This is a genomic window from Micromonospora sp. NPDC051196 (assembly GCF_040682415.1).
Lineage (GTDB): Bacteria > Actinomycetota > Actinomycetes > Mycobacteriales > Micromonosporaceae > Micromonospora.
Map to the genome: position 1 here is coordinate 818,101 of NZ_JBFBAY010000001.1, position 19,378 is coordinate 837,478.

17 protein-coding genes and 3 tRNA genes are annotated in these 19,378 nt (G+C 71.4%); 15 read left to right on the forward strand and 5 right to left on the reverse strand.

Annotated elements, in window-relative coordinates; genetic code table 11:
• The first annotated feature begins 199 nt into the window (after positions 1-199).
• The 7 genes from AB0M35_RS03730 (at position 200) to AB0M35_RS03760 (ending at position 6,261) form a co-directional block, all read left to right on the forward strand.
• Complete coding sequence (locus AB0M35_RS03730; RefSeq protein WP_363741044.1) at positions 200-1,249, forward strand: MoxR family ATPase; 1,050 nt, start codon at positions 200-202, stop codon at positions 1,247-1,249.
• Positions 1,249-2,265, forward strand: a complete 1,017-nt coding sequence (locus AB0M35_RS03735; protein ID WP_363741045.1) for a DUF58 domain-containing protein — start codon at positions 1,249-1,251, stop codon at positions 2,263-2,265. Before AB0M35_RS03730 ends, AB0M35_RS03735 begins: the two co-directional genes overlap by 1 nt.
• Complete coding sequence (locus AB0M35_RS03740; protein WP_363741047.1) at positions 2,262-3,221, forward strand: VWA domain-containing protein; 960 nt, start codon at positions 2,262-2,264, stop codon at positions 3,219-3,221. Before AB0M35_RS03735 ends, AB0M35_RS03740 begins: the two co-directional genes overlap by 4 nt.
• Before the next feature lie 72 nt (positions 3,222-3,293).
• Positions 3,294-4,139, forward strand: coding sequence for a trypsin-like peptidase domain-containing protein (locus AB0M35_RS03745; RefSeq protein WP_363741049.1), 846 nt, complete (start codon positions 3,294-3,296; stop codon positions 4,137-4,139).
• A 110-nt stretch (positions 4,140-4,249) separates the two neighbouring features.
• On the forward strand, positions 4,250-4,546 hold the full coding sequence (locus AB0M35_RS03750) for a hypothetical protein (protein ID WP_363741051.1): 297 nt from the start codon (positions 4,250-4,252) through the stop codon (positions 4,544-4,546).
• Positions 4,547-4,555: 9 nt separating this feature from the next.
• Complete coding sequence (gene arfB / locus AB0M35_RS03755) at positions 4,556-4,981, forward strand: alternative ribosome rescue aminoacyl-tRNA hydrolase ArfB (RefSeq protein ID WP_363741053.1); 426 nt, start codon at positions 4,556-4,558, stop codon at positions 4,979-4,981.
• Positions 4,982-5,097: 116 nt separating this feature from the next.
• Positions 5,098-6,261 (forward strand): cellulose binding domain-containing protein, encoded by a 1,164-nt coding sequence (locus AB0M35_RS03760; RefSeq protein WP_363741055.1) that lies wholly within the window; start codon positions 5,098-5,100, stop codon positions 6,259-6,261.
• 102 nt (positions 6,262-6,363) lie between these two features.
• On the opposite strand, the gene AB0M35_RS03765 is transcribed toward AB0M35_RS03760, so the two are convergent.
• Positions 6,364-7,206 (reverse strand): 3-methyladenine DNA glycosylase, encoded by an 843-nt coding sequence (locus AB0M35_RS03765; protein ID WP_363741896.1) that lies wholly within the window; start codon positions 7,204-7,206, stop codon positions 6,364-6,366.
• Between the two features lie 108 nt (positions 7,207-7,314).
• Positions 7,315-8,601: a hypothetical protein gene (locus tag AB0M35_RS03770; RefSeq protein WP_363741057.1), complete on the reverse strand. Its 1,287-nt coding sequence runs from the start codon at positions 8,599-8,601 to the stop codon at positions 7,315-7,317.
• A gap of 190 nt (positions 8,602-8,791) precedes the next feature.
• Here AB0M35_RS03770 and AB0M35_RS03775 point away from each other — a divergent pair, with 190 nt between their 5' ends.
• The 4 genes from AB0M35_RS03775 (at position 8,792) to AB0M35_RS03790 (ending at position 10,292) form a co-directional block, all read left to right on the forward strand.
• Complete coding sequence (locus AB0M35_RS03775; protein WP_363741059.1) at positions 8,792-9,595, forward strand: fumarylacetoacetate hydrolase family protein; 804 nt, start codon at positions 8,792-8,794, stop codon at positions 9,593-9,595.
• 97 nt (positions 9,596-9,692) lie between these two features.
• Positions 9,693-9,764 (forward strand) — tRNA-Gln (locus tag AB0M35_RS03780).
• A 136-nt stretch (positions 9,765-9,900) separates the two neighbouring features.
• Positions 9,901-9,973, forward strand: a tRNA-Glu gene (locus AB0M35_RS03785).
• A 243-nt stretch (positions 9,974-10,216) separates the two neighbouring features.
• A tRNA-Glu gene (locus AB0M35_RS03790) sits at positions 10,217-10,292 on the forward strand.
• A 150-nt stretch (positions 10,293-10,442) separates the two neighbouring features.
• On the opposite strand, the gene AB0M35_RS03795 is transcribed toward AB0M35_RS03790, so the two are convergent.
• A complete protein-coding gene (locus AB0M35_RS03795; protein WP_092373513.1) occupies positions 10,443-11,129 on the reverse strand; it encodes an IclR family transcriptional regulator in 687 nt (228 codons plus the stop codon).
• 49 nt (positions 11,130-11,178) lie between these two features.
• Between AB0M35_RS03795 and leuC the strand changes: the two genes are divergently transcribed.
• From leuC to AB0M35_RS03815, 4 genes are all read left to right on the forward strand, one after another.
• Positions 11,179-12,624 carry a 3-isopropylmalate dehydratase large subunit gene (gene leuC, locus AB0M35_RS03800; protein WP_363741061.1) on the forward strand — a complete coding sequence of 482 codons (1,446 nt, stop codon included), beginning with the start codon at positions 11,179-11,181 and terminating at the stop codon, positions 12,622-12,624.
• Between the two features lie 14 nt (positions 12,625-12,638).
• Positions 12,639-13,226, forward strand: coding sequence for a 3-isopropylmalate dehydratase small subunit (gene leuD, locus AB0M35_RS03805; protein ID WP_363741063.1), 588 nt, complete (start codon positions 12,639-12,641; stop codon positions 13,224-13,226).
• Between the two features lie 172 nt (positions 13,227-13,398).
• The gene (locus AB0M35_RS03810; RefSeq protein WP_363741065.1) at positions 13,399-14,055 is read left to right on the forward strand and encodes an HU family DNA-binding protein; all 657 of its coding nucleotides are present in this window, start codon (positions 13,399-13,401) and stop codon (positions 14,053-14,055) included.
• 130 nt (positions 14,056-14,185) lie between these two features.
• Positions 14,186-16,126, forward strand: a complete 1,941-nt coding sequence (locus tag AB0M35_RS03815; RefSeq protein WP_363741067.1) for an endonuclease/exonuclease/phosphatase family protein — start codon at positions 14,186-14,188, stop codon at positions 16,124-16,126.
• A 40-nt stretch (positions 16,127-16,166) separates the two neighbouring features.
• On the opposite strand, the gene AB0M35_RS03820 is transcribed toward AB0M35_RS03815, so the two are convergent.
• Together AB0M35_RS03820 and AB0M35_RS03825 are read right to left on the reverse strand one after the other, a co-directional pair.
• Entirely contained in the window at positions 16,167-17,099 is a 933-nt protein-coding gene (locus AB0M35_RS03820; RefSeq protein WP_363741069.1) for an NUDIX hydrolase, read from the reverse strand.
• A gap of 24 nt (positions 17,100-17,123) precedes the next feature.
• Positions 17,124-19,328 carry an RNA degradosome polyphosphate kinase gene (locus tag AB0M35_RS03825; RefSeq protein WP_363741071.1) on the reverse strand — a complete coding sequence of 735 codons (2,205 nt, stop codon included), beginning with the start codon at positions 19,326-19,328 and terminating at the stop codon, positions 17,124-17,126.
• Positions 19,329-19,378 lie beyond the last annotated feature (50 nt).

Here is a 19,378-nt window from a genome sequence, read left to right on the forward strand (position 1 = left end):
TTCACAATTGTTCGCCAGGCTCATCTGTGCGATGCGACCGGCCCACGCCGCGCCCGGTTACCTACCGACGGTGCCGCCCGAGCCGACTCTGGGTGGTCCGGCATGGTCCAGGACGTAACGGTGCCCACCATGCGGTCTGGGTGCCCGACAGCCGGAAATTCCGACGTTTGTCCGACGGCCGCCTCGGGAAGCAAGCACCGTGACGGACATCTCGGACACCATGGCCAGCCTGCCCAGCCCGGCCGATCCGGACGCGACCGCAGCGGAGCTGGACCAGACGCTCAACGAGGTCAGACGGGTGATCGTCGGGCAGGACCAGCTCGTCGAACGCCTGCTCATCGCCCTGCTCGCGGACGGGCACTGCCTGCTGGAAGGCGTTCCCGGGGTGGCCAAGACACTGGCCGCGCAGACCCTTGCGACCGTCGTCGGCGGCACCTTCTCCCGGATCCAGTTCACCCCCGACCTGGTGCCCTCGGACATCGTCGGCACCCGCATCTACCGGGCCTCGAAAGAGAGCTTCGACGTCGAACTCGGTCCGATCATGGCCAACCTGGTGTTGGCCGACGAGATCAACCGGGCTCCGGCAAAGGTGCAGTCGGCGCTGCTGGAGGCGATGGCCGAGCGTCAGGTCTCGATCGGCGGGCGTAGCTACCGGGTGCCGGAGCCCTTCCTCGTGCTGGCCACCCAGAACCCGATCGAGTCGGAGGGGGTCTACCAGCTGCCCGAGGCGCAGCGGGACCGCTTCCTCATGAAGATCGTCGTCGACTATCCCGACGGCGCCGACGAGCTGGCCATTCTCTACCGGATGAGCGCCGACCGCCCCCGGGCACACCAGGTACTGCGGCCGGACCGGTTGCGCGAACTCCAGCTCCGCGCCCGCCAGGTCTTCGTCCATCACGCCATCGCCGAGTACGTGGTCCGACTCATCCTGGCCACCCGCGAACCGGCCCGGTACGGCCTGCCGGAGATCGCCCCACTGCTCGCGTACGGTGCCAGTCCGCGCGCCACGCTCGGCCTGGTCGCCGCCGCGCGGGCCCAGGCCCTGCTTCGCGGCCGGGAGTACGTGCTGCCCGACGACGTCCGGCAGTTGGCCGTGGACGTGCTGGCCCACCGGCTGGTGCTCTCCTTCGACGCGGTCGCCGACGGGGTGAGCGCGGAGTCGGTGGTACGCCGACTGGTCGAGGTGGTGCCGCTGCCCAGGGTGGCCAGCAACCAGCCGGAGTACGCCGCCGATCTGGCGGCCGCGTGATGAGACGGGGTCGCGTCCCGGTGCCCGGACCGGCGGACCCGACGCTCACCGACCTCACCCCGAACCAGCGGCTGCGCCGGCTCGAACTCACCGTCACCCGGCGCCTCGACGGACTGCTGCACGGCGAGCGTCATGGGCTGCTGCCCGGGCCGGGCAGCGAACCCGCCGGCAGCCGCGAGTACCGGCCCGGCGAGGACGAGGTACGCCGGATGGACTGGTCGGTGACCGCCCGTACCGCCGTCCCGCACGTACGGGAGGTGGACGCCGATCGGGAGCTGACCACCTGGCTGCTGGTCGACGCCAGCCCCAGCATGGAGTACGGCACCGCCGAACTGGACAAGCGGGAACTGGCCGTGGCGGCGGTGGCCACCATCGGCTTCCTCACCGCCGGGTCGGGCAACCGCCTCGGCGCGCAGGTGCTCACGCCGTACGGGCTGCATCGGGTGCCGGCCCGGGGCGGACGCAGCCATCTGATCGGGCTGCTGCGCGGGTTGCTGGCCGCCCCCCGGCAGACCGGTCACCACCCGGACGCCCGCCCGAGCACCGACGAGACCGACCTGTCCGCCGGGTTGGGGGCGGTGCAGCGGACGGCCCACCGGCGAGGTCTGGTGGTGGTGATCTCGGACTTCCTCGACGGCCTGCCCGACGACCCACGGTCACCGGCCGCCTGGGAGCGCCCGCTGCGCCGGTTGGCCGTGCGGCACCAGGTGCTCGCGGTGGAGATCGTCGATCCGCGCGAACTGGAACTGCCGGACGTCGGACTGATCACACTCGCCGATCCCGAGACCGGTGCACGCCGCGAGGTCTGGACCGGCGACCCCGGCCTGCGCGAGCGGTACGCGACCGCCGCCGCCGCCCAGCGTGACCAGCTCCGGCAGGCGCTGCGTCGGGCCGGCGCAGCCCATCTCGCGTTGCGTACCGACCGGGACTGGGCGACCGACATCGTGCGGCACGTGCACGCCCAGCGCCGACTGGCCCTGGCCCCGGCCGCACCGAGACGGGGAGGTGCCGCATGATCTGGCAGTCGCCCGTCCGGCTCTGGCTGCTGCTCGGGGTGGCCGCGCTGGCCGTGGCCTACCTGGTGGCGCAGCGTCGCCGCAGCCGGTACGCCGTCCGCTTCACCAACCTGCGGCTGCTCGACCGGGTGGCACCCCAGCGCCCGACCTGGCGCCGGCACTTGCCGGCCGGTCTCTTCCTGGCCATGCTGGCGTTGCTCGTGGTCGGCTTCGCCCGGCCGACGGCCGAGGTCCGGGTGCCCCGGGAACGCGCCACCGTGATGGTCGCCGTGGACGTCTCCACCTCGATGCTCGCCACCGACGTCGACCCGGATCGGCTCAGCGCGGCCAAGAGCGCCGCCCGGGGGTTCGTCGACGGCCTGCCCAGGGAGTTCAACGTCGGGTTGGTGGCCTTCGCCGGCAGCGCCGCCGTGCTGGTACCGCCGAGCACCGACCGGGAGGCGCTGCACGACGGGATCAAACGTCTCGCGGAGGGGATAACCGGGGTGCAGGGCACGGCGATCGGCGAGGCGATCAGCACCTCACTGGGCGCGGTCAAGGCATTGGACGAGCAGGCCACCACGCAACCGCCGCCGGCCCGGATCATCGTGCTCTCCGACGGCGCGAACACCTCGGGCATGGATCCGATGGAGGCCGCCGCCGAGGCGGTCGCCTTCGAGGTGCCGGTGCACACGATCTCGTTCGGTACGCCGAGTGGGTTCGTGGACCGGGGCGGACGGCCGATCCAGGTGCCGGTGGACGGGGAGACGTTGCAGGCCGTGGCCGAGCAGACCGGGGGCGCCTTCCACCAGGCCGGCACGAGCGACGAGTTGCGTGCCGTCTACGACGACATCGGCAGTTCGGTGGGCTGGCGCAAGGAACGGCAGGACATCTCGGCCCGGTTCATCGGGCTCGGGTTGGTGTTCGCGATGGGCGCGGCGTACGGCTCGATGCGCTGGTTCTCCCGCCTGCCCTGACCGCGTACCGCCGGCCGGTATCGCCCCGGCACGACCTCCGCAGCAGCGGCCGCACACGTGAGGAGCGTACGTATGGCAGTGCAGACCGGACTGGGTGAGCCCCGTGGGCCCTGGTTCGTCTCGCCGGAGCTTGACCCGAACGGTCGGGACGGGACGGGGGGAGGCACCGGGGCGCGCGACGGGGCGGCGTGGGGCTGGCGTCGCCGACTGATGACCGGGCTGGCGGTGCTGGCGCTGTCGACAGGCTCGGGGGCGGTGGCCGGGGGTTGGGTGGCCAGCCGGGGTGCTCCCGGACCGGCAGCGGCGTCGGCCGCGCCGGTGCCGGCCGAACTGGTCACCGCCGCCGAGAAGACCGTGCCCGGGGTGGTGTCGGTGCTGGTGGGTGGGGCCACCGGGTCCGGCTTCGCCGTCGACGCCGAGCAGCACATCATCACCAACGACCACATCCTGGCCAAGGGGCGCGGTGGCCCGGTGACGGTGGAGCTGCCGGACGGCCGCCGGTTCAGCGCGCAGGTGGTCGGCCGGGAGCCGGGCAGCGATCTCGCGGTGCTGAAGGTGCCGGCGTCTGCCGGGCTGACGTCGCTGCCGCTGGCCAAGCCGGGCTCGACCCGCGTCGGTGAGCCGGTGCTGGCCGTCGGGTCGCCGCTTGGGCTGCCCGGCACGGTCACCGCCGGCATCGTCAGCGCGCTCGACCGTCAGGTGCGCCTCGGGGACAACCGGCACCGGGCGGTGCAGACCGACGCCTCGATCAACCCGGGAAACTCCGGTGGCCCGCTGGTCAACGCCCGGGGCGAGGTGGTCGGGGTGAACACCGCCATCGCCACCATCGACGGCAACGGTTCGATCGGCATCGGCTTCGCCATCCCCATCGAGCAGGTGCAGCAGACCGCCGACACGATCATCGGCAAGGGCGGCTGAAACTACCCAGAGTGACTGTCCGATTACGGGGAGATCGGGCGAACTGTCGGATTCCGGCGATCGATGATCGGAGAATGGAAATATTACGCTGAGTATGGATACTGGCGTGGGTGGAGCGTCCTCTCATCGCGGCCCTCCTGCTGGTGGGCCTCATCATCGGAAGTGGCGTGGGGTCGTCGTACGCCCGCGCCCGGCGGGGGTGGAACGACTACCAGACCGCCAAGAAGACCGTGCCGGGCGCTCGTCGTGCCGCCTGGTTGTTGATCAAAGTGGTCACCACGAAGATCGGGGTGATCCTGTTGTTGCTGATCGGGGCGGTGGCCTATGCCGCCGCCGGTGGGGAAGACGGTTCGGCGCCCTCGCCGCCGAATCCGAGCAGCACTCCTGATGAGCGTCCGGGGCGCTAGCCTCAGGGCGTGGACGACGGACTGCGGGTGACCGCTCGGTGGGTCGTGCCCGCTGCCGAACTGCGGGAGCGCTTCTCCCGGTCATCCGGGCCGGGCGGGCAGGGCGTCAACACCGCCGACTCCAGGGTGGAGCTGAGCTTCGACCTGGCCGGCTCGCCCAGCCTGCCGGAGTCGCTGCGGGCACGCGCGCTGGACCGGCTCGCCGGACGGCTGGTCGACGGCGTGTTGACCATCGCCGCCAGTGAGCACCGGGCCCAGTTGGCCAACCGGGAAGCGGCGCGGGAGCGGTTGGTCGCCCTGCTGCGCGAGGCGGTCGCCCCACCGCCGCCGCCGCGTCGGCCGACCAGACCGTCGCGGGCCGCCAAGGAGCGGCGGCTGGCCGACAAGAAGCGCCGTTCCCAGCGTAAGCGCGATCGCCGGGTGGACGGCGACTAGCCGAGCCGGTCATGAGAGCGCAAACATTGATGATTTTCATCTTTGTTGATTGAATGCCCGCGGGAGCGCCAGGGCCGTCACACCGTACTTCGACACGTGACAGGAGTCCCTCCACCATGCTCCGTAGGTCTCTACGCAACGCTGCCGCCGGGTTCGCGGCCGTCATCCTCGCCATTACCGCCTGGTCCGCGCCGCTGGCCCCGCTCGCCGACCCCACTGACCCCGCAGCGCCGGACCGACCGGTGCTGGCCGCCGCGTCGGCAGCGCTGGCCGATCCGGTACGGATCATGCCGCTCGGTGACTCCATCACCGGTTCACCGGGCTGCTGGCGGTCGCTGCTCTGGAACCGCCTCCAGACCGCCGGCCACTCCGCCATCGACTTCGTCGGCACGCTCGGCCCACAGGGCTGCGGCCAGCCGTACGACGGTGACAACGAGGGCCATGGCGGTTACCTGGTCACCAACGTGGCCAACCAGAATCTGCTCCCGGGCTGGCTCTCGGCGACCCGGCCGGACATCGTGCTCATGCACTTCGGCACCAACGACGTGTGGAGCAACATCGCCCCCGCCACGATCCTCGCCGCGTACGGCAGGCTGGTGGATCAGATGCGGGCCAGCAACCCCGCCATGCGCATCCTGGTCGCGAAGATCATCCCAATGGCGCCGAGCAGTTGCCCGGAGTGCGGTCAGCGCGCTGTCGCCCTCAACAACGCCATCGACGGCTGGGCGGCGGGCAAGACCACCACGCAGTCGCCGATCGTCGTGGTGGACCAGTGGACCGGCTTCAACACCGCCACCGACACCTACGACGGGGTGCACCCCAACGCCGCCGGCGACCAGAAGATGTCCGACCGGTGGTACCCGGCCCTGGTGGCGGCCCTGACCGGAATCCCGACGCCCACGCCGACGCCCACCGTTACGCCCACCCCGACGGCTACGCCCACCCCGACGGCCACCGCGACCCCGACACCGGCGCCGGGAGGCTGCGTCGCCAGCTACCGCCTTGTCGGCCAATGGCAAGGCGGATTCCAGGCGGAGGTGACGGTACGCAACAACGGTGCCACTGCTCTCGCCGGTTGGGTGGTCCGGCTCGACTTCGCCGACGGTCAGCGGGTCAACCAGGCATGGAGCGCCGAGGTGACCCAGAGCGGCTCGGTCGTCACCGCCCGAAATGCCGGCTGGAACGGTGCGTTGTCGCCCGGTACGGAGACCACCTTCGGCTTCCTGGCCTCCGTCGGCACCACCAACACCGCTCCGACAGCACACTGCTCCCGGTCGTGACCGCCGGTCCGGGGCCGCTCCGATACGGGTGGCCCCGGATCCCGGCCCGGTCTTGCCGATCCCCGGGCTGCGGGGTGGTCATGCGCTTGCCGTCGCTGGTGACTACACCCCGTCGAGCAGCGTCGCGCAGACCTCGATCAGCCGAGCCCGGAGCTGCCCGGACCGCTGCGCGAACTCGCGTTGCCGAGTCACGTACTCGGCCTTGCCCTCCGGCGTCTCGATGGCCACCGCCGGCTGCCCATAGGCCGAGAGGTCGTACGGGGAGGCCTGCATGTCGAGCAGCCGGATGTCCCTCGCCAACTCGAAGCAGTCCAGGGCCAGCTCACCGGGGACCGCAGGGCCGAGCTTGGCCGCCCACTTGTGGCAGTCCATCGCGGCGTGCAGGCAGCCCGGCTGGTCGAGGTCGACCTGACTCGCCCGGGTGGGGCGCAGCCGGTTGAGGTCGACGGCGTCGGGGGTGAAGAACCGGAACGCGTCAAAGTGCGAACAGCGGATCTGATGGTCCTCGACCACCGCGTCGGTGCCCGCCTGGCCGAGTCGCAGAGGCAGCGGGTGCCGGTGCTCGCGTTGGCGGTAGACCATCGCCCACTCGTGCAACCCGAAGCAGCCGGTGAACGCCGGGCGAGCGGCGATCGAGGACAGCAGTCGCTCGATGAAACGTACTGATTCGGCCCGGTCGGCGAGGAACGCCGCCGCGTCGAGGCCGACCAGACCGTCGGAGTCGGTGGCGTACCAACGCCATTGCCCGTTCGGTGCCGGGCCGTCCGGTCCGGGCTCCAGCCGGACCCCCACCCCGGGGTGCCAGCGCCGTAGCACCGACGGCCTGGTGCCGTAGTACTCGTAGAGGAAGTCGTCGATCGCGTGGCGTTCCTTCGCCGCCCTGCGCCTGCGGTGTGCGGCGGTCAGCGAATCGGCACGCTCCTCGTGCGCCCGTGCGCGCGGCATCCAGGCGGCAGCCGGCAGGCAGGTCGCCGGTTTCCGGGTCGTGTCGGACCCGGTGGGGGCGGGGGCGACGGTCACCGTCCAAGGGTACGACCGCCGCCTGCCCGCTGGTCAGGGCACGTCCACCCGCACCCCGGCGGAGAAGACCCCGCTACGCAGTTCCAGTCGCTGCGGTGCCTCGCCGCGGTCGACGGTGAAGACCAGCGGCAGCACCAGCCGGCTGCCGGCGGCCATCGGCTCGGCGAAGACGTCCCGCCCCTGGTTGGCCCGCCGGGTGGCCTGCTCGTCGGTGGTGACCCAGTTGCCGTCCGCCAGGTACGCCCGTTGCAGCTTGCCGTGCCAGCTGTGGTGTTCCAGGGTCATGTTCCGGACCCCGACGGTGGCCTGGCACTGCCGGGCGCCCTGGCCGGGATCGCAGGTCATCCGGTACACGGTGAATTCGAACGCGTCCTCCCGCAGCGGCACACCCAGCCCGCCGCTGACCCCGGTGCCCTTCCATGCTCCGTTGGTCGGCTGGCTGTCGGTGTCGATCGCGGCAACCCGTCGGGTGGCGGTCCACGCGACCATGCCGATCGTGGCCATCAGCACCGTCGCGGCCACCGGCACGATCAGCCAGACCGGCGGGGTGCGTCGGCGCGCAGTCGGCCGAGGCGCGGCCGGCCGGGGGTATACCCGGCCCGGCCCGTCCGATGCGAGAGCAGCCGCGACCGGGGGCCGCCGATGCCGCCAGGTGGCGAACGCCAGCCCGCTCAGTACCAGCAGCACCGCCGCACCAGCCAGCAGCGCGGGTGCCTGATCGCGCCACCCCGAGGTCTGCTCGGTCGGTGCCGCGGTAGCGTTCGGGGCCGTCCAGGTGGCGGTCGCGCAGTCGTACGGCTGGCGACCGTCGACGGCGAAGGCACACGCCGGGGCGGTCACCGGCTGCTGCGCCGCCCCGCTGGTGAGCGTGGTGTCCAGTTTGGTGGTGCTCCGCGGCGGCAACTTCAGCCGCCAGGTCACCTCCGTCGCCGTGGACCCGCCGGGGCGTACCTCCCGACCGCCGGCGCTGATCGCGGTCGCCGAGACTCCCTGGGGCAGCTCCTGGCGCACCGTGGTGTCCACCGGGGCGTTGCCGGCGTTGCGGACCTCGATGCGGTAGCCCGGCTGGGCGGTGCTCGCCGGCGCGACCATCACGCTGACCTTCGGCGCGGGAGCCGGCGAGGCGAGTCTCGTCGGAGTGGGTACGGCCGGTGGCGCCGAGGGCATCGTGGGCTCGGCCGTCGCCGCTGCCGGGTACGGGTGCCCGGCCGCCGCGGCGTCCGTGGTGAGCGCCGGCAGCGCCGGTAGGGCGGCGGTGAGAAACCCCACGCAGTGCACGATCGCCGCGAGGGCCTTGTGGTGTCGTGTCGATGCAGGCATACGAACGAACCTCCGCAGCCGACGCTAGGTGGGCGCTGATGCCGGGCGGGTACGAAGCGGCGAATCCGGCACCGGGGGCGAGCGTCGGCGGTAGGCTGCCGCACCCGACCGGCCGGCGGCCGGTGCGGTGGGTCCAGCAACGTTGGCGGCGATCCGGCACCGCTGCTGGGCAGCGCACTAGATTGGCCTGGTGCGTATCGCTCGTTTTGCTCATGCCAAGGGAATGTCGTTCGGAGTCGTCGAGGGGGAGCCGGAGGCGGGCCCGGAAGGGCTCACCATTGCCGAGATCTCCGGTCACCCGTTCGGCCAGATAACGTTCAGTGGCGTCCGTTGGGCACTGTCCGATGTCCGGCTGCTCTCGCCGATCCTGCCCAGCAAGGTGGTCTGCGTCGGCCGCAACTACGCCGAGCACGCCGCCGAACACGGCAGCGAGGTGCCGAGTGAGCCGTTGCTGTTTCTCAAGCCCTCCACCTCCGTCATCGGCCCCCGGGACGCGATCCGGCTGCCCGAGTTCAGCAAGCAGGTCGAGCACGAGGCGGAGCTGGCGGTGGTGATCGGCGCTCCCGGGGCACGTCGCGCCGACCGGGCTGCGGCGCAGCGGGCCATCTTCGGCTACGCCTGCGCCAACGACGTCACCGCCCGGGATCTGCAACGCTCCGACAGCCAGTGGACCCGGGCCAAGGGGTTCGACTCGTTCTGCCCGATCGGGCCCTGGATCACCACCGGCCTCGACGTCGCCGACCTGGAGATCCGGTGTGAGGTGGGACGCGACCCGGAGGAGATGGAGGTCCGACAGCTGGGCCGTACCCGGGACATGGTCTTCGACGTGCCCGCCCTGGTGTCGTACATCTCGCACGTGATGACCCTGTTGCCGGGCGACGTCGTGCTGACCGGGACCCCGGCGGGGGTTAGCCCGCTCGTGGACGGGGATACGGTGACCGTCCGGATCGAGGGGATCGGCGACCTGACCAATCCGGTGCTGGCCGCGAACTGACCGGAGTTTCGGCAGGTCAGGTGCGGTTTGGGGGAAGTCGATTTGGCCTGCCGGTGCCGGGAGGGTAGAGTTTGATCCCGGCGCCGCAAGGGGCCAATGGGGTATGGGGTAATTGGCAGCCCAACTGATTCTGGTTCAGTTAGTCTAGGTTCGAGTCCTGGTACCCCAGCGCTGCCGAGGTTCGTAAGAACCGAGGCCGCTGGATTCTGGTGGAGTTCAGCACCGATGTTCCGCAAGGGAATCGGTCGCGAGGTCTGGTAGAGTTCGGCGGCACCACCGCTGAGGTGGTGTCGCATTTGTGTTCTGGCCCCGTCGTCTAGCGGCCCAGGACGCCGCCCTCTCAAGGCGGTAGCGCCGGTTCGAATCCGGTCGGGGCTACGGATAGGTAACGGCTCGTCCCATCGGGACGGGCCGTCTGCTTTTTTCGGCCAGCCGCTTCACCCGGTCGGCCGGCGGCTGCCGGTTTAACCCGTCCGCGCGCAGACGAGCAGCTCGCGGGCCGCCCCGGTCCGGCTTGCCGGCAACGCGTCGAGGGCCACCCACCCCGCTGATTCCGCGCGCGGAAGTCGCCGCTAGACTACTGCCGCACCGCCGGAAACGGCGGTGAACCAGGAAAGTTCTGGCCCCGTCGTCTAGCGGCCCAGGACGCCGCCCTCTCAAGGCGGTAGCGCCGGTTCGAATCCGGTCGGGGCTACCACACAAAGCCCGTCTCGCCATCGGCGAGACGGGCTTTTCCATCCCCCGGCACCGCCCCCTCCCTGTCGAGTCGACCAAGAGGTTTGCGTCTCGGATCTACCTCTTCGTAGACCCAAACCTCTTGATCAACAGGGTGGGCGGGGTGGCGGGATCAGAGGCCGGAGAGGCGTTGGCCGGCGCGGACCACGGCCATGGCGTGCCGTTCGCCGGGGCGGCGGCCGAGGCGCTCGATGGGGCCGGAGATGCTGATAGCGGCGATCACCCGGCCGGTGCGGTCGCGGATCGGGGCTGAGACGCTGGCCACTCCGGCCTCGCGTTCGGCGACGCTCTGCGCCCAGCCGCGACGGCGTACCTCGGCCAGGGTGCGGCCGGTGAACTTGGACCGGGGCAGCAGCGGCATGACCGCCTCGGGCGGCTCCCAGGCGAGCAGGATTTGGGCCGCTGACCCGGCGATCATCGGCAGCACCGAGCCGACCGGGACGGTGTCCCGCAGTCCGCTGGCCCGTTCGGCGGCGGCCACACAGATCCGTTCGTCCGCTCTGCGCAGGTAGAGCTGGGCGCTTTCGCCGGTGGCGTCCCGTAGCGCGGCCAACAGCGGCTCGGCCGCGGTCAGCAGCACGTCCGGCGCGGCGTTGGCCAGCTCGCCCAGGCGCGGCCCGGGGCGCCACCGGCCCTGGGTGTCCCGGACCAGCATCCGGTGGATCTCCAGCGCCTGCGCCAGCCGGTGCGCAGTGGCCCGGGGCAGCTTGGTGCGTTCAACGAGTTCGGCCAGGCTGGCGCCGTCGACACAGGCGGCCAGGATGACCACCGCCTTGTCGAGAACGCCGACACCGCTCATACTGTGTCCCACAAGCCGAAATTTACCTCCCAGAATTTAGGATGTCCAGATGGTGGGAGCCACGACTCAGCCGAGAACCTTGGCCGAGAAGGTCTGGGACGCGCATGTCGTCCGGTCTGTCGCGGGAGAGCCCGATCTGCTCTTCATCGACCTGCACCTGCTGCACGAGGTGACCAGCCCGCAGGCGTTCGACGGGCTGCGGCTCGCCGGGCGCCCGGTGCGCCGTACCGACCTCACCCTCGCGACCGAGGACCACAACACCCCGACCGGGTACGCCGATCCCTCGTTCCAGCAGCGTCGTGGTGACCTGCTCACCATCGCCGACCCCACCTCGCGTACGCAGATCGAGACGCTGCGCCGCAACTGTGCGGAGTTCGGCGTGAAGCTGCACCCGCTGGGCGACGAGAACCAGGGCATCGTGCACGTCATCGGCCCGCAGCTCGGGCTCACCCAGCCCGGCATGACCATCGTCTGTGGCGATTCGCACACCGCCACCCACGGCGCGTTCGGTGCCCTGGCGTTCGGCATCGGCACCAGTGAGGTCGAGCACGTGCTGGCCACCCAGACGCTGCCGCAGGGCCGACCGAAGACCATGGCGGTCACCGTCAACGGTCAACTCGGTCCCGGCGTCACCGCGAAGGACCTGGTCCTCGCGCTGATCGCGAAGGTCGGCACCGGCGGCGGGCGCGGGCACATCGTCGAGTACCGCGGCGAGGCGATCCGGGCGCTGTCCATGGAAGGCCGGATGACCATCGCCAACATGTCGATCGAGTGGGGCGCCAAGGCCGGCATGATCGCGCCGGACGAGACCACCTTCGCGTACCTGAAGGGGCGGCCCAACGCGCCCAGCGGCGCCGACTGGGACGCGGCGGTCGCCTACTGGCGGACGCTGCCTACTGACGAGGGGGCGACCTTCGACGCCGAGGTGACCCTGGACGCGGCGTCGATCACCCCGTTCGTGACCTGGGGCACCAACCCGGGGCAGGGCGCACCGCTGGGCGCGGTCGTGCCGGAGCCGGACGAGTTCGGCACCGACGCGGAGCGGGCCGCCGCCCGTCGGGCGCTGGAGTACATGGACCTGCGGCCGGGCACGCCGCTGCGCGACCTCGCCGTCGACGTGGTCTTCGTCGGCTCCTGCACCAACGGTCGGCTGGAGGACCTGCGGGCCGCCGCGGACGTGCTGCGCGGTCACCGGGTCGCCGACGGCGTACGCATGCTGGTGGTGCCCGGCTCCGCCGCCGTACGGGAGGCCGCCGAGGCCGAGGGGCTGGACAAGGTCTTCACCGACGCCGGTGCGGAGTGGCGCTTCGCCGGCTGCTCGATGTGCCTGGGCATGAACCCGGACACGCTCTCACCAGGGCAGCGCTCCGCCTCGACCTCCAACCGGAACTTCGAGGGTCGCCAGGGCCGGGGTGGGCGCACCCACCTGGTGAGTCCGCCGGTCGCCGCCGCGACCGCAGTGACCGGCCGACTGGCCGCTCCCGCCGATCTGTAGAAGGGCTGTGACAGATGGACAAGTTCACCGTGCACACCGGCACCGCCGTGCCGCTGCGTCGGTCCGACGTGGACACGGATCAGATCATCCCGGCCGTCTACCTGAAGCGGGTGACCCGTACCGGTTTCGCGGACGGGTTGTTCAGCGCGTGGCGTGAGGACCCGGGATTCGTACTGAACGATCAATCTTATTCCGGGGCGTCGATTCTCGTCGCCGGTCCGGAGTTCGGCACCGGGTCCTCGCGCGAGCACGCTGTCTGGGCGCTGCGCGACTACGGGTTCCGAGTCGTGATCGCACCTGGCTTCGGCGACATCTTCCGGGGCAACGCTCTTAAGGAAGGGTTGCTTCCGGTAGAGCTGGAATTGAAAGCGGTCGAGGAAATCTGGGGCCTGGTCGAGGCCGCCCCGGACACCCCGATCACCGTGGACCTGGCCACCCGCCAGGTCCAGGCCGGCGCCTCCACGTGGTCGTTCCCGCTCGACGATTTCAGCCGCTGGCGGCTGATGGAGGGCTTGGACGACATTGGACTCACCCTTCGGCACGAGGCGCAGATCAGTACTTTCGAGGCCACCAGGCCGTCCTTCCTGCCCCGGGTCGCATAGCCGTTCGCCGCGTCCCGCCGCCGATTTCGCCCCCACCGGTGCCACCGGTGGGGGCGAATCCGTTACGACACAAGGGCTTTTTTCCACCGAATGTTTGTGTCCCGGCAGCACAGGGCATACCGTGCGCGCAGAATGGCTCGCGTCGAGTCAGTTGCACAATCAGGAGGAAGTCGTGAACAAGGCCGAGCTCATCGAGGCGCTCGCCGTTCGCCTGGGGGACCGGAAAACGGCGACGGCCGCGCTCGACGCGGTCCTCGCTGAGGTCCAGGCGGCGGTTACCAAGGGCGAGAAGGTGGCGATCACCGGATTCGGAGCGTTCGAGAAGCGTGTCAGGGGCGCTCGAACAGCCCGCAACCCGCGTACAGGTGAGGCGGTGAAGGTCAAGAAGACCTCCGTGCCGACCTTCCGTCCGGGCGCCGGGTTCAAGGAGATGGTGGCCAGCGGCAAGGTGCCGAAGGCCACGGCGGCGGCGAAGAAGGTCGCCGCAGCCACCGCCAAGACCACTGGCGCGAAGGCGACCGGGGCGAAGGCGACCACCGCGAAGAAGACGACCGCCACCAAGACGACCGCGGCGGCCAAGAAGACCACCGCGACGAAGACCGCGGCGGCCAAGAAGACCACCGCGGCCAAGAAGACGACCGCAGCCAAGAGCACGGCGGCCAAGGCCACCACGGCCAAGACCGCGGCGGCCAAGAAGACCACCACGAAGAAGGCCGCTCCGGCGAAGAAGACCGCCGCGACCAAGACCACCACGGCCAGCAAGACCACGGCCGCCAAGAAGGCCCCGGCGAAGAAGGCGCCGGCCAGGAAGGCGGCGACCCGGCGCTGAACCGGCCGTACGACGAGGGCGCCCGCCGTGTCGGTGGGCGCCCTCGCCGTGTCCGGGCGGTACCCGGACCGGATCGAAGGCGTTGACCGTCGCGCCGCGCGGCGCCAGAATCGCCGCACACCTCGGCGAAATGAGAACCGTGCTGCGTCACCGCCACCTCGGTACCGCCACCCTGGCGCTGGGCCTCGTCGTGTTGACCGACGTGCTCCGCGTCTTCCTCCCGTCGGTCATCACCATCTTCGGGCAGGCCGCGTCGACCCCTGCCGAGCTGCTCGGGGCGTTCGCGCTCGGCTGGTTCGTGCTCGCCCTGGCCGCACCGGCCCTCGTCGTGCGGGTAGGTGCCCGCCCCGTCGGCCTCGTGGCGGTGGTCGTGCTGAGCGCCGCCCGACTGGCCCTCACCGCGATGCCCGGCGGCCGTACGCAACTCTGGCTGGCCACCGTGGGACTGCTGGCCGGGCTGGTGTGGCTGGCGGCGACCGCGAGTCAGGTCACGCAACCGGTGCCCGGGCTGGTCTTCGGGCTGACCGCCGGGGCGCTCGGCCACGCGCTGCTCGGTACGCACGACCTGGTGTGGTGGGGGCGCTGGGAGGCCTGGCTGCTCAGCGTCGCGCTGGTGGCGCTGTTGCTCGTCGCGGCGGTCGCGTCCGCCCGGCGACCAGAGCCCGGCCGGTCCGCCGCCGCAGGCGACGGCGACGCGGTGCCGCCCGCCCGAAGCTGGCTGCTCGTCGGGCCTTCGCTGCTGCTGGGCGGCATGCTCGCGCTGTCACCGGCGGTCGCGAGCACCGCGATGTCGTTCTGGCTCGGCGATGCCGGCACCGCCGGACCACCCCTGTTCGCCCTGGCACCCCTGGCCGGCGCGGTGGCGCTGTTCGTGTTCTGCGCGTTGTCCCCGCCGCGCGAGCGCTGGCGTCCGCTGCTCCCGGTGCTGCTGTTGGTCGGGGCGCTGCTGTTCGGGTACGGGCCACCGTCGGCCCTCGGCCTCGCGATGCTGCTCGCCGCGGCGGGTCTGGGCGGCTGCCTGGCCCTCACGGGCGCCGACCACGGTCCGTCGACCGCTGCCCGGCGCGGGTACGCGTCGATCGGCGGCATGCTGGTCTTCGCCGTCGCGGCGGTGCTCTACTACGCCGCCTACGACATCGGCTACCCCAACGGATGGCTGCCCGCCGTGGTGGCGGCGGTGACGGGCGTCGTCGCGCTCGGGGGACGACTCTCGGCGGTCAAGGCCGCTGCGGTGGCGCCCCCGGTCCGTACCGCCACCGGACCGTCGGCGTGGCCGGCGGCCCTGCTGGCCACCCTGGTCGCCCTCGTCGCCGCGTCGATACACGGGCCGTGGCTGGTGGCCAGCAACCGCAGCGGGCCACCGGAACAGGTACGACTGGTGGCGTACAACATCAGGATGGGCTTCGGCCTGGACGGGCGGCTCGACCTGGCCGCCCTCGACCGCGCGATCGGGCGGGCCGACGTGGTGGTGCTCAGCGAGGTCGACCGGGGCTGGTTGCTCAACGGCGGCCACGACACCCTGCATCTGCTGGCGACCCGCCTGGAGATGCCGTACGTCTTCGCGCCCGCCGCCGGAACGCTCTGGGGAGACGCGGTGTTGAGCCGCTGGCCGGTCCAACGGGCGCAGACCCGCGTGCTGCCCGCGGTGGGCGCACCCACCGGTGCACAGGCCCTCGGCGTCACCGTCGACTTCAGCGACGGCGTGCGGCTGGCGGTGGTGAGCACCCACCTGCAACCCCCACCCGGTACGGATCCGGTGGTGCAGGCCCAAGCTGTCGCCGACTTCGCCACCGCGTACGCCGACGGCGGGCCGCTGGTGGTCGCTGGTGACTTCAACACCGAGCCCGGCGATCCGGCGTTCACGGCCCTCACCGACGCCGGACTGGTCGACGCCTTCGCGGCCGTACGTCCGCTGCCCACCAGCCCGGCCGACGACCCGCGCACGCAGATCGACCACATCTTCGTCTCGCCGGACCTGCCGACCACCGATCCGACCGCGATCCCGAGCACCGCCAGCGACCACCTGCCGGTCGCCGTGACCCTCAGGCTGCCACCCGCCGCGCGGCAGTGACGGCACCCGGTGCCAGGCACCTGAGGCGGGACGGCACCCCTCAGAGCCGGTCGGCGGCGAGCAGCCGGTCGCCGGTGAAGGCGAGCAGCCAGCCGCCGCCCTTGCCGGTGGAGTAGTCGCCGCACCGGCCGATGAGCCGTTCCAGCGCGCCGGGAATCACCTTGCCCTGGCTGCACACCGCCACCGGCTCGCCGCTCATCGCCAGTGCGGTCAGCGCGGCCGCGGTGGCCAGCACGCACTCGTCGGTCTGCTGGCCGGCGCGCGGCTCGTCCAGGTCACCACTGACCTCGATCGGCAGGTCGAGCAGTGCGGCGGCCGGGTCGAGGGTCTGCACACACCGGCGCGGCGAGGCGGACAGCAGTCGGGTCGGGCGGAGCAGCGCGATCAGCGGCGCCAACGAGTGCGCCTGTGACCAACCGCGGTCGTCCAGCGGTCGGCCGGTGTCCGGACCGGACCAGCTCAGCCGCCTACCGGCGTGGCCGTGGCGGACCAGCAGCATCGCCGCAGTGGCCGGGGGCAGTGCGGCGAACGCGGCCAGCACCTGCGCATCGTGCGGGTAGCTGACCGTCGCCACCGCGTCGTCCACACCCAGCCAGCGCACGTCGTCGACTTCGGTGCCGGGCTGGAAACCGCCGGTGCCCACCGCCCGCATCGACCAGTAGTCGACCGTCTTGAGCAGGCCCTCGCTGCGGTACCGCACGCTGGGCAGGCGCACCTGCGGAACCGCCTGGGCGTCGGCCTCCTCGGCGACCTCCCGGGTGGCGGCGAGCAGTGGATGCTCGCCCGGCTCCAGCTTGCCCTTCGGCAACGTCCAGTCTCCGTACCGGGGGCGGTGCACCAGGCACACCTCGACGCCGCCGTACGGTGCCGGTCGCCACACCACACCGCCGGCCGCCCGGATCACGGCCACGTCGACATCGGGGTGTGGGGCCCGCCGACGGCCAGCGATCGCCAGGCCCTCCTCCTCGACCATCTGCTCAGCCTATGCCCGGGTGCGTCACCCCGCGGCGCTGCCGACCCGACGCAGCAACAGATCCTGCAAATGGACCAGCGGCGTCTCAGGGGTGCCAGTGCGCCGGGTCCAGCAGCCGTCAGGGCCCAACTCGAACGCGTCGACGTCCGGGCTCATCGCCGCCTGCAACACGTGATCCAGCTCGGCTCGGGCCACCGGGTCGCTGACCTGGACCAGCGCCTCGACCCGTCGATCCAGGTTGCGGTGCATCATGTCGGCCGAGCCGATCCAGAACTCGGCGTCGCCGTTGTTACCGAAGCGGAAGATCCGGGAGTGTTCCAGGAAACGGCCGAGGATCGAGCGGACCCGGATGTTGTCCGAGAACCCGGGCACGCCCGGGCGCAACGTGCACATCCCCCGGATGATCAGGTCGACGTGTACGCCGGCCTGGGAGGCCCGGTACAGAGCATCGGTGATGTCCTCGTCGACCAGCGAGTTCACCTTGAACTGCACCAGCGCGGGCATGCCGAGCCGGACATGGGCGATCTCGCGTTCGATCCGCTCGATCAGACCGCTGCGGATGCCCTGCGGCGCCACCAGCAGCCGCCGGTACGCGGTCTGCCGGCTGTAGCCGGTGAGCACGTTGAACAGGTCGGTCAGGTCGGCACCGATCTCCGGGTCGGCGGTGAGCATGCCGAAGTCCTCGTAGAGGCGGGCCGTCTTGGGGTGGTAGTTGCCGGTGCCGATGTGGCAGTAGCGGCGGATCTGGTTGCCCTCCTGGCGTACCACCAGGGCGGTCTTGCAGTGGGTCTTGAGGCCGACCAGCCCGTAGACCACGTGGCATCCGGCCCGTTCCAGCGTGCGGGCCCAGCCGATGTTGGCCACCTCGTCGAAGCGGGCCTTCAGCTCGACCAGCACCACCACCTGCTTGCCGGCCGCGGCGGCCTCGACCAGCGCGTCCACGATCGGGGAGTCGCCGCTGGTGCGGTAGAGGGTCTGTTTGATGGCCAGCACGTTCGGGTCGGCGGCGGCCTGCTCGATGAACCGCTGCACGCTGGTGGCGAACGAGTGGTACGGGTGGTGCACCAGCACGTCCCCGTCGCGCAGGGTGGCGAAGACGCTGCGCGGCACCTCGCCCTCGGCCAGCCGGGGATGGGTGGCCGGCACGAAGGGTGGATCCTTCAGGTCCGGCCGGTCGGCCTCGCCGTAGAGCTGCCACAGCGCGGACAGGTCGAGCAGGCCGCGGACCCGCAGCACGTCATGGGCGTCCATGTCCAGTTCGCGGACCAGCAGCTCCAGCATGTGATCGGAGATCGACGCGGCGACCTCCAGCCGGACCGGTGGGCCGAATCGTCGCCGGGCCAGTTCCCGTTCGAGGGCCTGGAGCAGATCCTCGTCGCGGTCCTCGTCGACCTCCACCTCGGCGTTGCGGGTGACCCGGAACAGGTGGCACTCCACCACCTGCATGCCGGAGAAGAGCTGGCTGAGGTGGACGGCGATGAGATCCTCCACCGGCAGCATCCGCACTCCGGGCTGGTTGCGGTCGACCCGGACGAACCGGGGCACGTTGTTGGGCACCTTGACCCGGGCGAACAGTTCGGGCCCGCCGTCCGGGTCGCGTACCGACACCGCCAGATTGAGCGATCGGCCCGAGATGTACGGGAACGGGTGGGCCGGGTCGACCGCGAGCGGGGTGAGCACCGGAAAGATCTGCTCGCGGAAGTAGGCGCGCAGCCGTTCCCGCTCGGCGTTGCCGAGGTCCGACCAGCGCAGCACCCGGATGCCCTCGGCGGCCAGCCCCGGCAACACGTCGTCGATGAAGCAGGCGGCGTGCCGGGCTACCAGGGTGGCCGCCTTCGCGGCGACCAGTTCGAGCTGGGTACGCAGGGGCAACCCGTCGCCGCCGCGTACCGGCAGGCCGGCGGTGAGCCGCCGTTTCAGGCCGGCGACCCGCACCATGTAGAACTCGTCCAGGTTGCTGGCGAAGATGGCGAGGAACTTGGCCCGCTCCAGCAGCGGCGTGCGATGGTCCTCGGCCAGCGCCAGGACCCGGGCGTTGAAATCGAGCCAGGACAGCTCCCGGTTGAGGAACCGGTCCTCCGGCAACGGGCGGTCGGTCGAGGATGTCAGCCCGGCGGGTTCGGGCAGGCCCGGCTCGTCGACCGGATCCAGCACCTCCTCCAGCCCGGCGGAGGAGGCCGCCGGGTCGGTGCCAGCGGGGTGGTCCGGGCGTTCGCGAGGGGTGCTCACCCGCCCATAATCACCCGACCAGGGTTAACACAAATTGAACTTGAGCTGGG

What these genes read in the sequence shown, in the direction of transcription:
- AB0M35_RS03740 (WP_363741047.1), top strand. Translation starts at nt 2,262, where the DNA reads ATGATCTGGCAGTCGCCCGTCCGGCTCTGGCTGCTGCTCGGGGTGGCC.
- leuC (WP_363741061.1), top strand. Translation starts at nt 11,179, where the DNA reads ATGGTGGGAGCCACGACTCAGCCGAGAACCTTGGCCGAGAAGGTCTGG.
- AB0M35_RS03770 (WP_363741057.1), bottom strand. Translation starts at nt 8,601, where the DNA reads ATGCCTGCATCGACACGACACCACAAGGCCCTCGCGGCGATCGTGCAC.
- AB0M35_RS03795 (WP_092373513.1), bottom strand. Translation starts at nt 11,129, where the DNA reads ATGAGCGGTGTCGGCGTTCTCGACAAGGCGGTGGTCATCCTGGCCGCC.
- AB0M35_RS03745 (WP_363741049.1), top strand. Translation starts at nt 3,294, where the DNA reads ATGGCAGTGCAGACCGGACTGGGTGAGCCCCGTGGGCCCTGGTTCGTC.
- AB0M35_RS03815 (WP_363741067.1), top strand. Translation starts at nt 14,186, where the DNA reads ATGAGAACCGTGCTGCGTCACCGCCACCTCGGTACCGCCACCCTGGCG.
- leuD (WP_363741063.1), top strand. Translation starts at nt 12,639, where the DNA reads ATGGACAAGTTCACCGTGCACACCGGCACCGCCGTGCCGCTGCGTCGG.
- AB0M35_RS03765 (WP_363741896.1), bottom strand. Translation starts at nt 7,206, where the DNA reads ATGCCGCGCGCACGGGCGCACGAGGAGCGTGCCGATTCGCTGACCGCC.
- AB0M35_RS03760 (WP_363741055.1), top strand. Translation starts at nt 5,098, where the DNA reads ATGCTCCGTAGGTCTCTACGCAACGCTGCCGCCGGGTTCGCGGCCGTC.
- AB0M35_RS03820 (WP_363741069.1), bottom strand. Translation starts at nt 17,099, where the DNA reads ATGGTCGAGGAGGAGGGCCTGGCGATCGCTGGCCGTCGGCGGGCCCCA.
- AB0M35_RS03735 (WP_363741045.1), top strand. Translation starts at nt 1,249, where the DNA reads ATGAGACGGGGTCGCGTCCCGGTGCCCGGACCGGCGGACCCGACGCTC.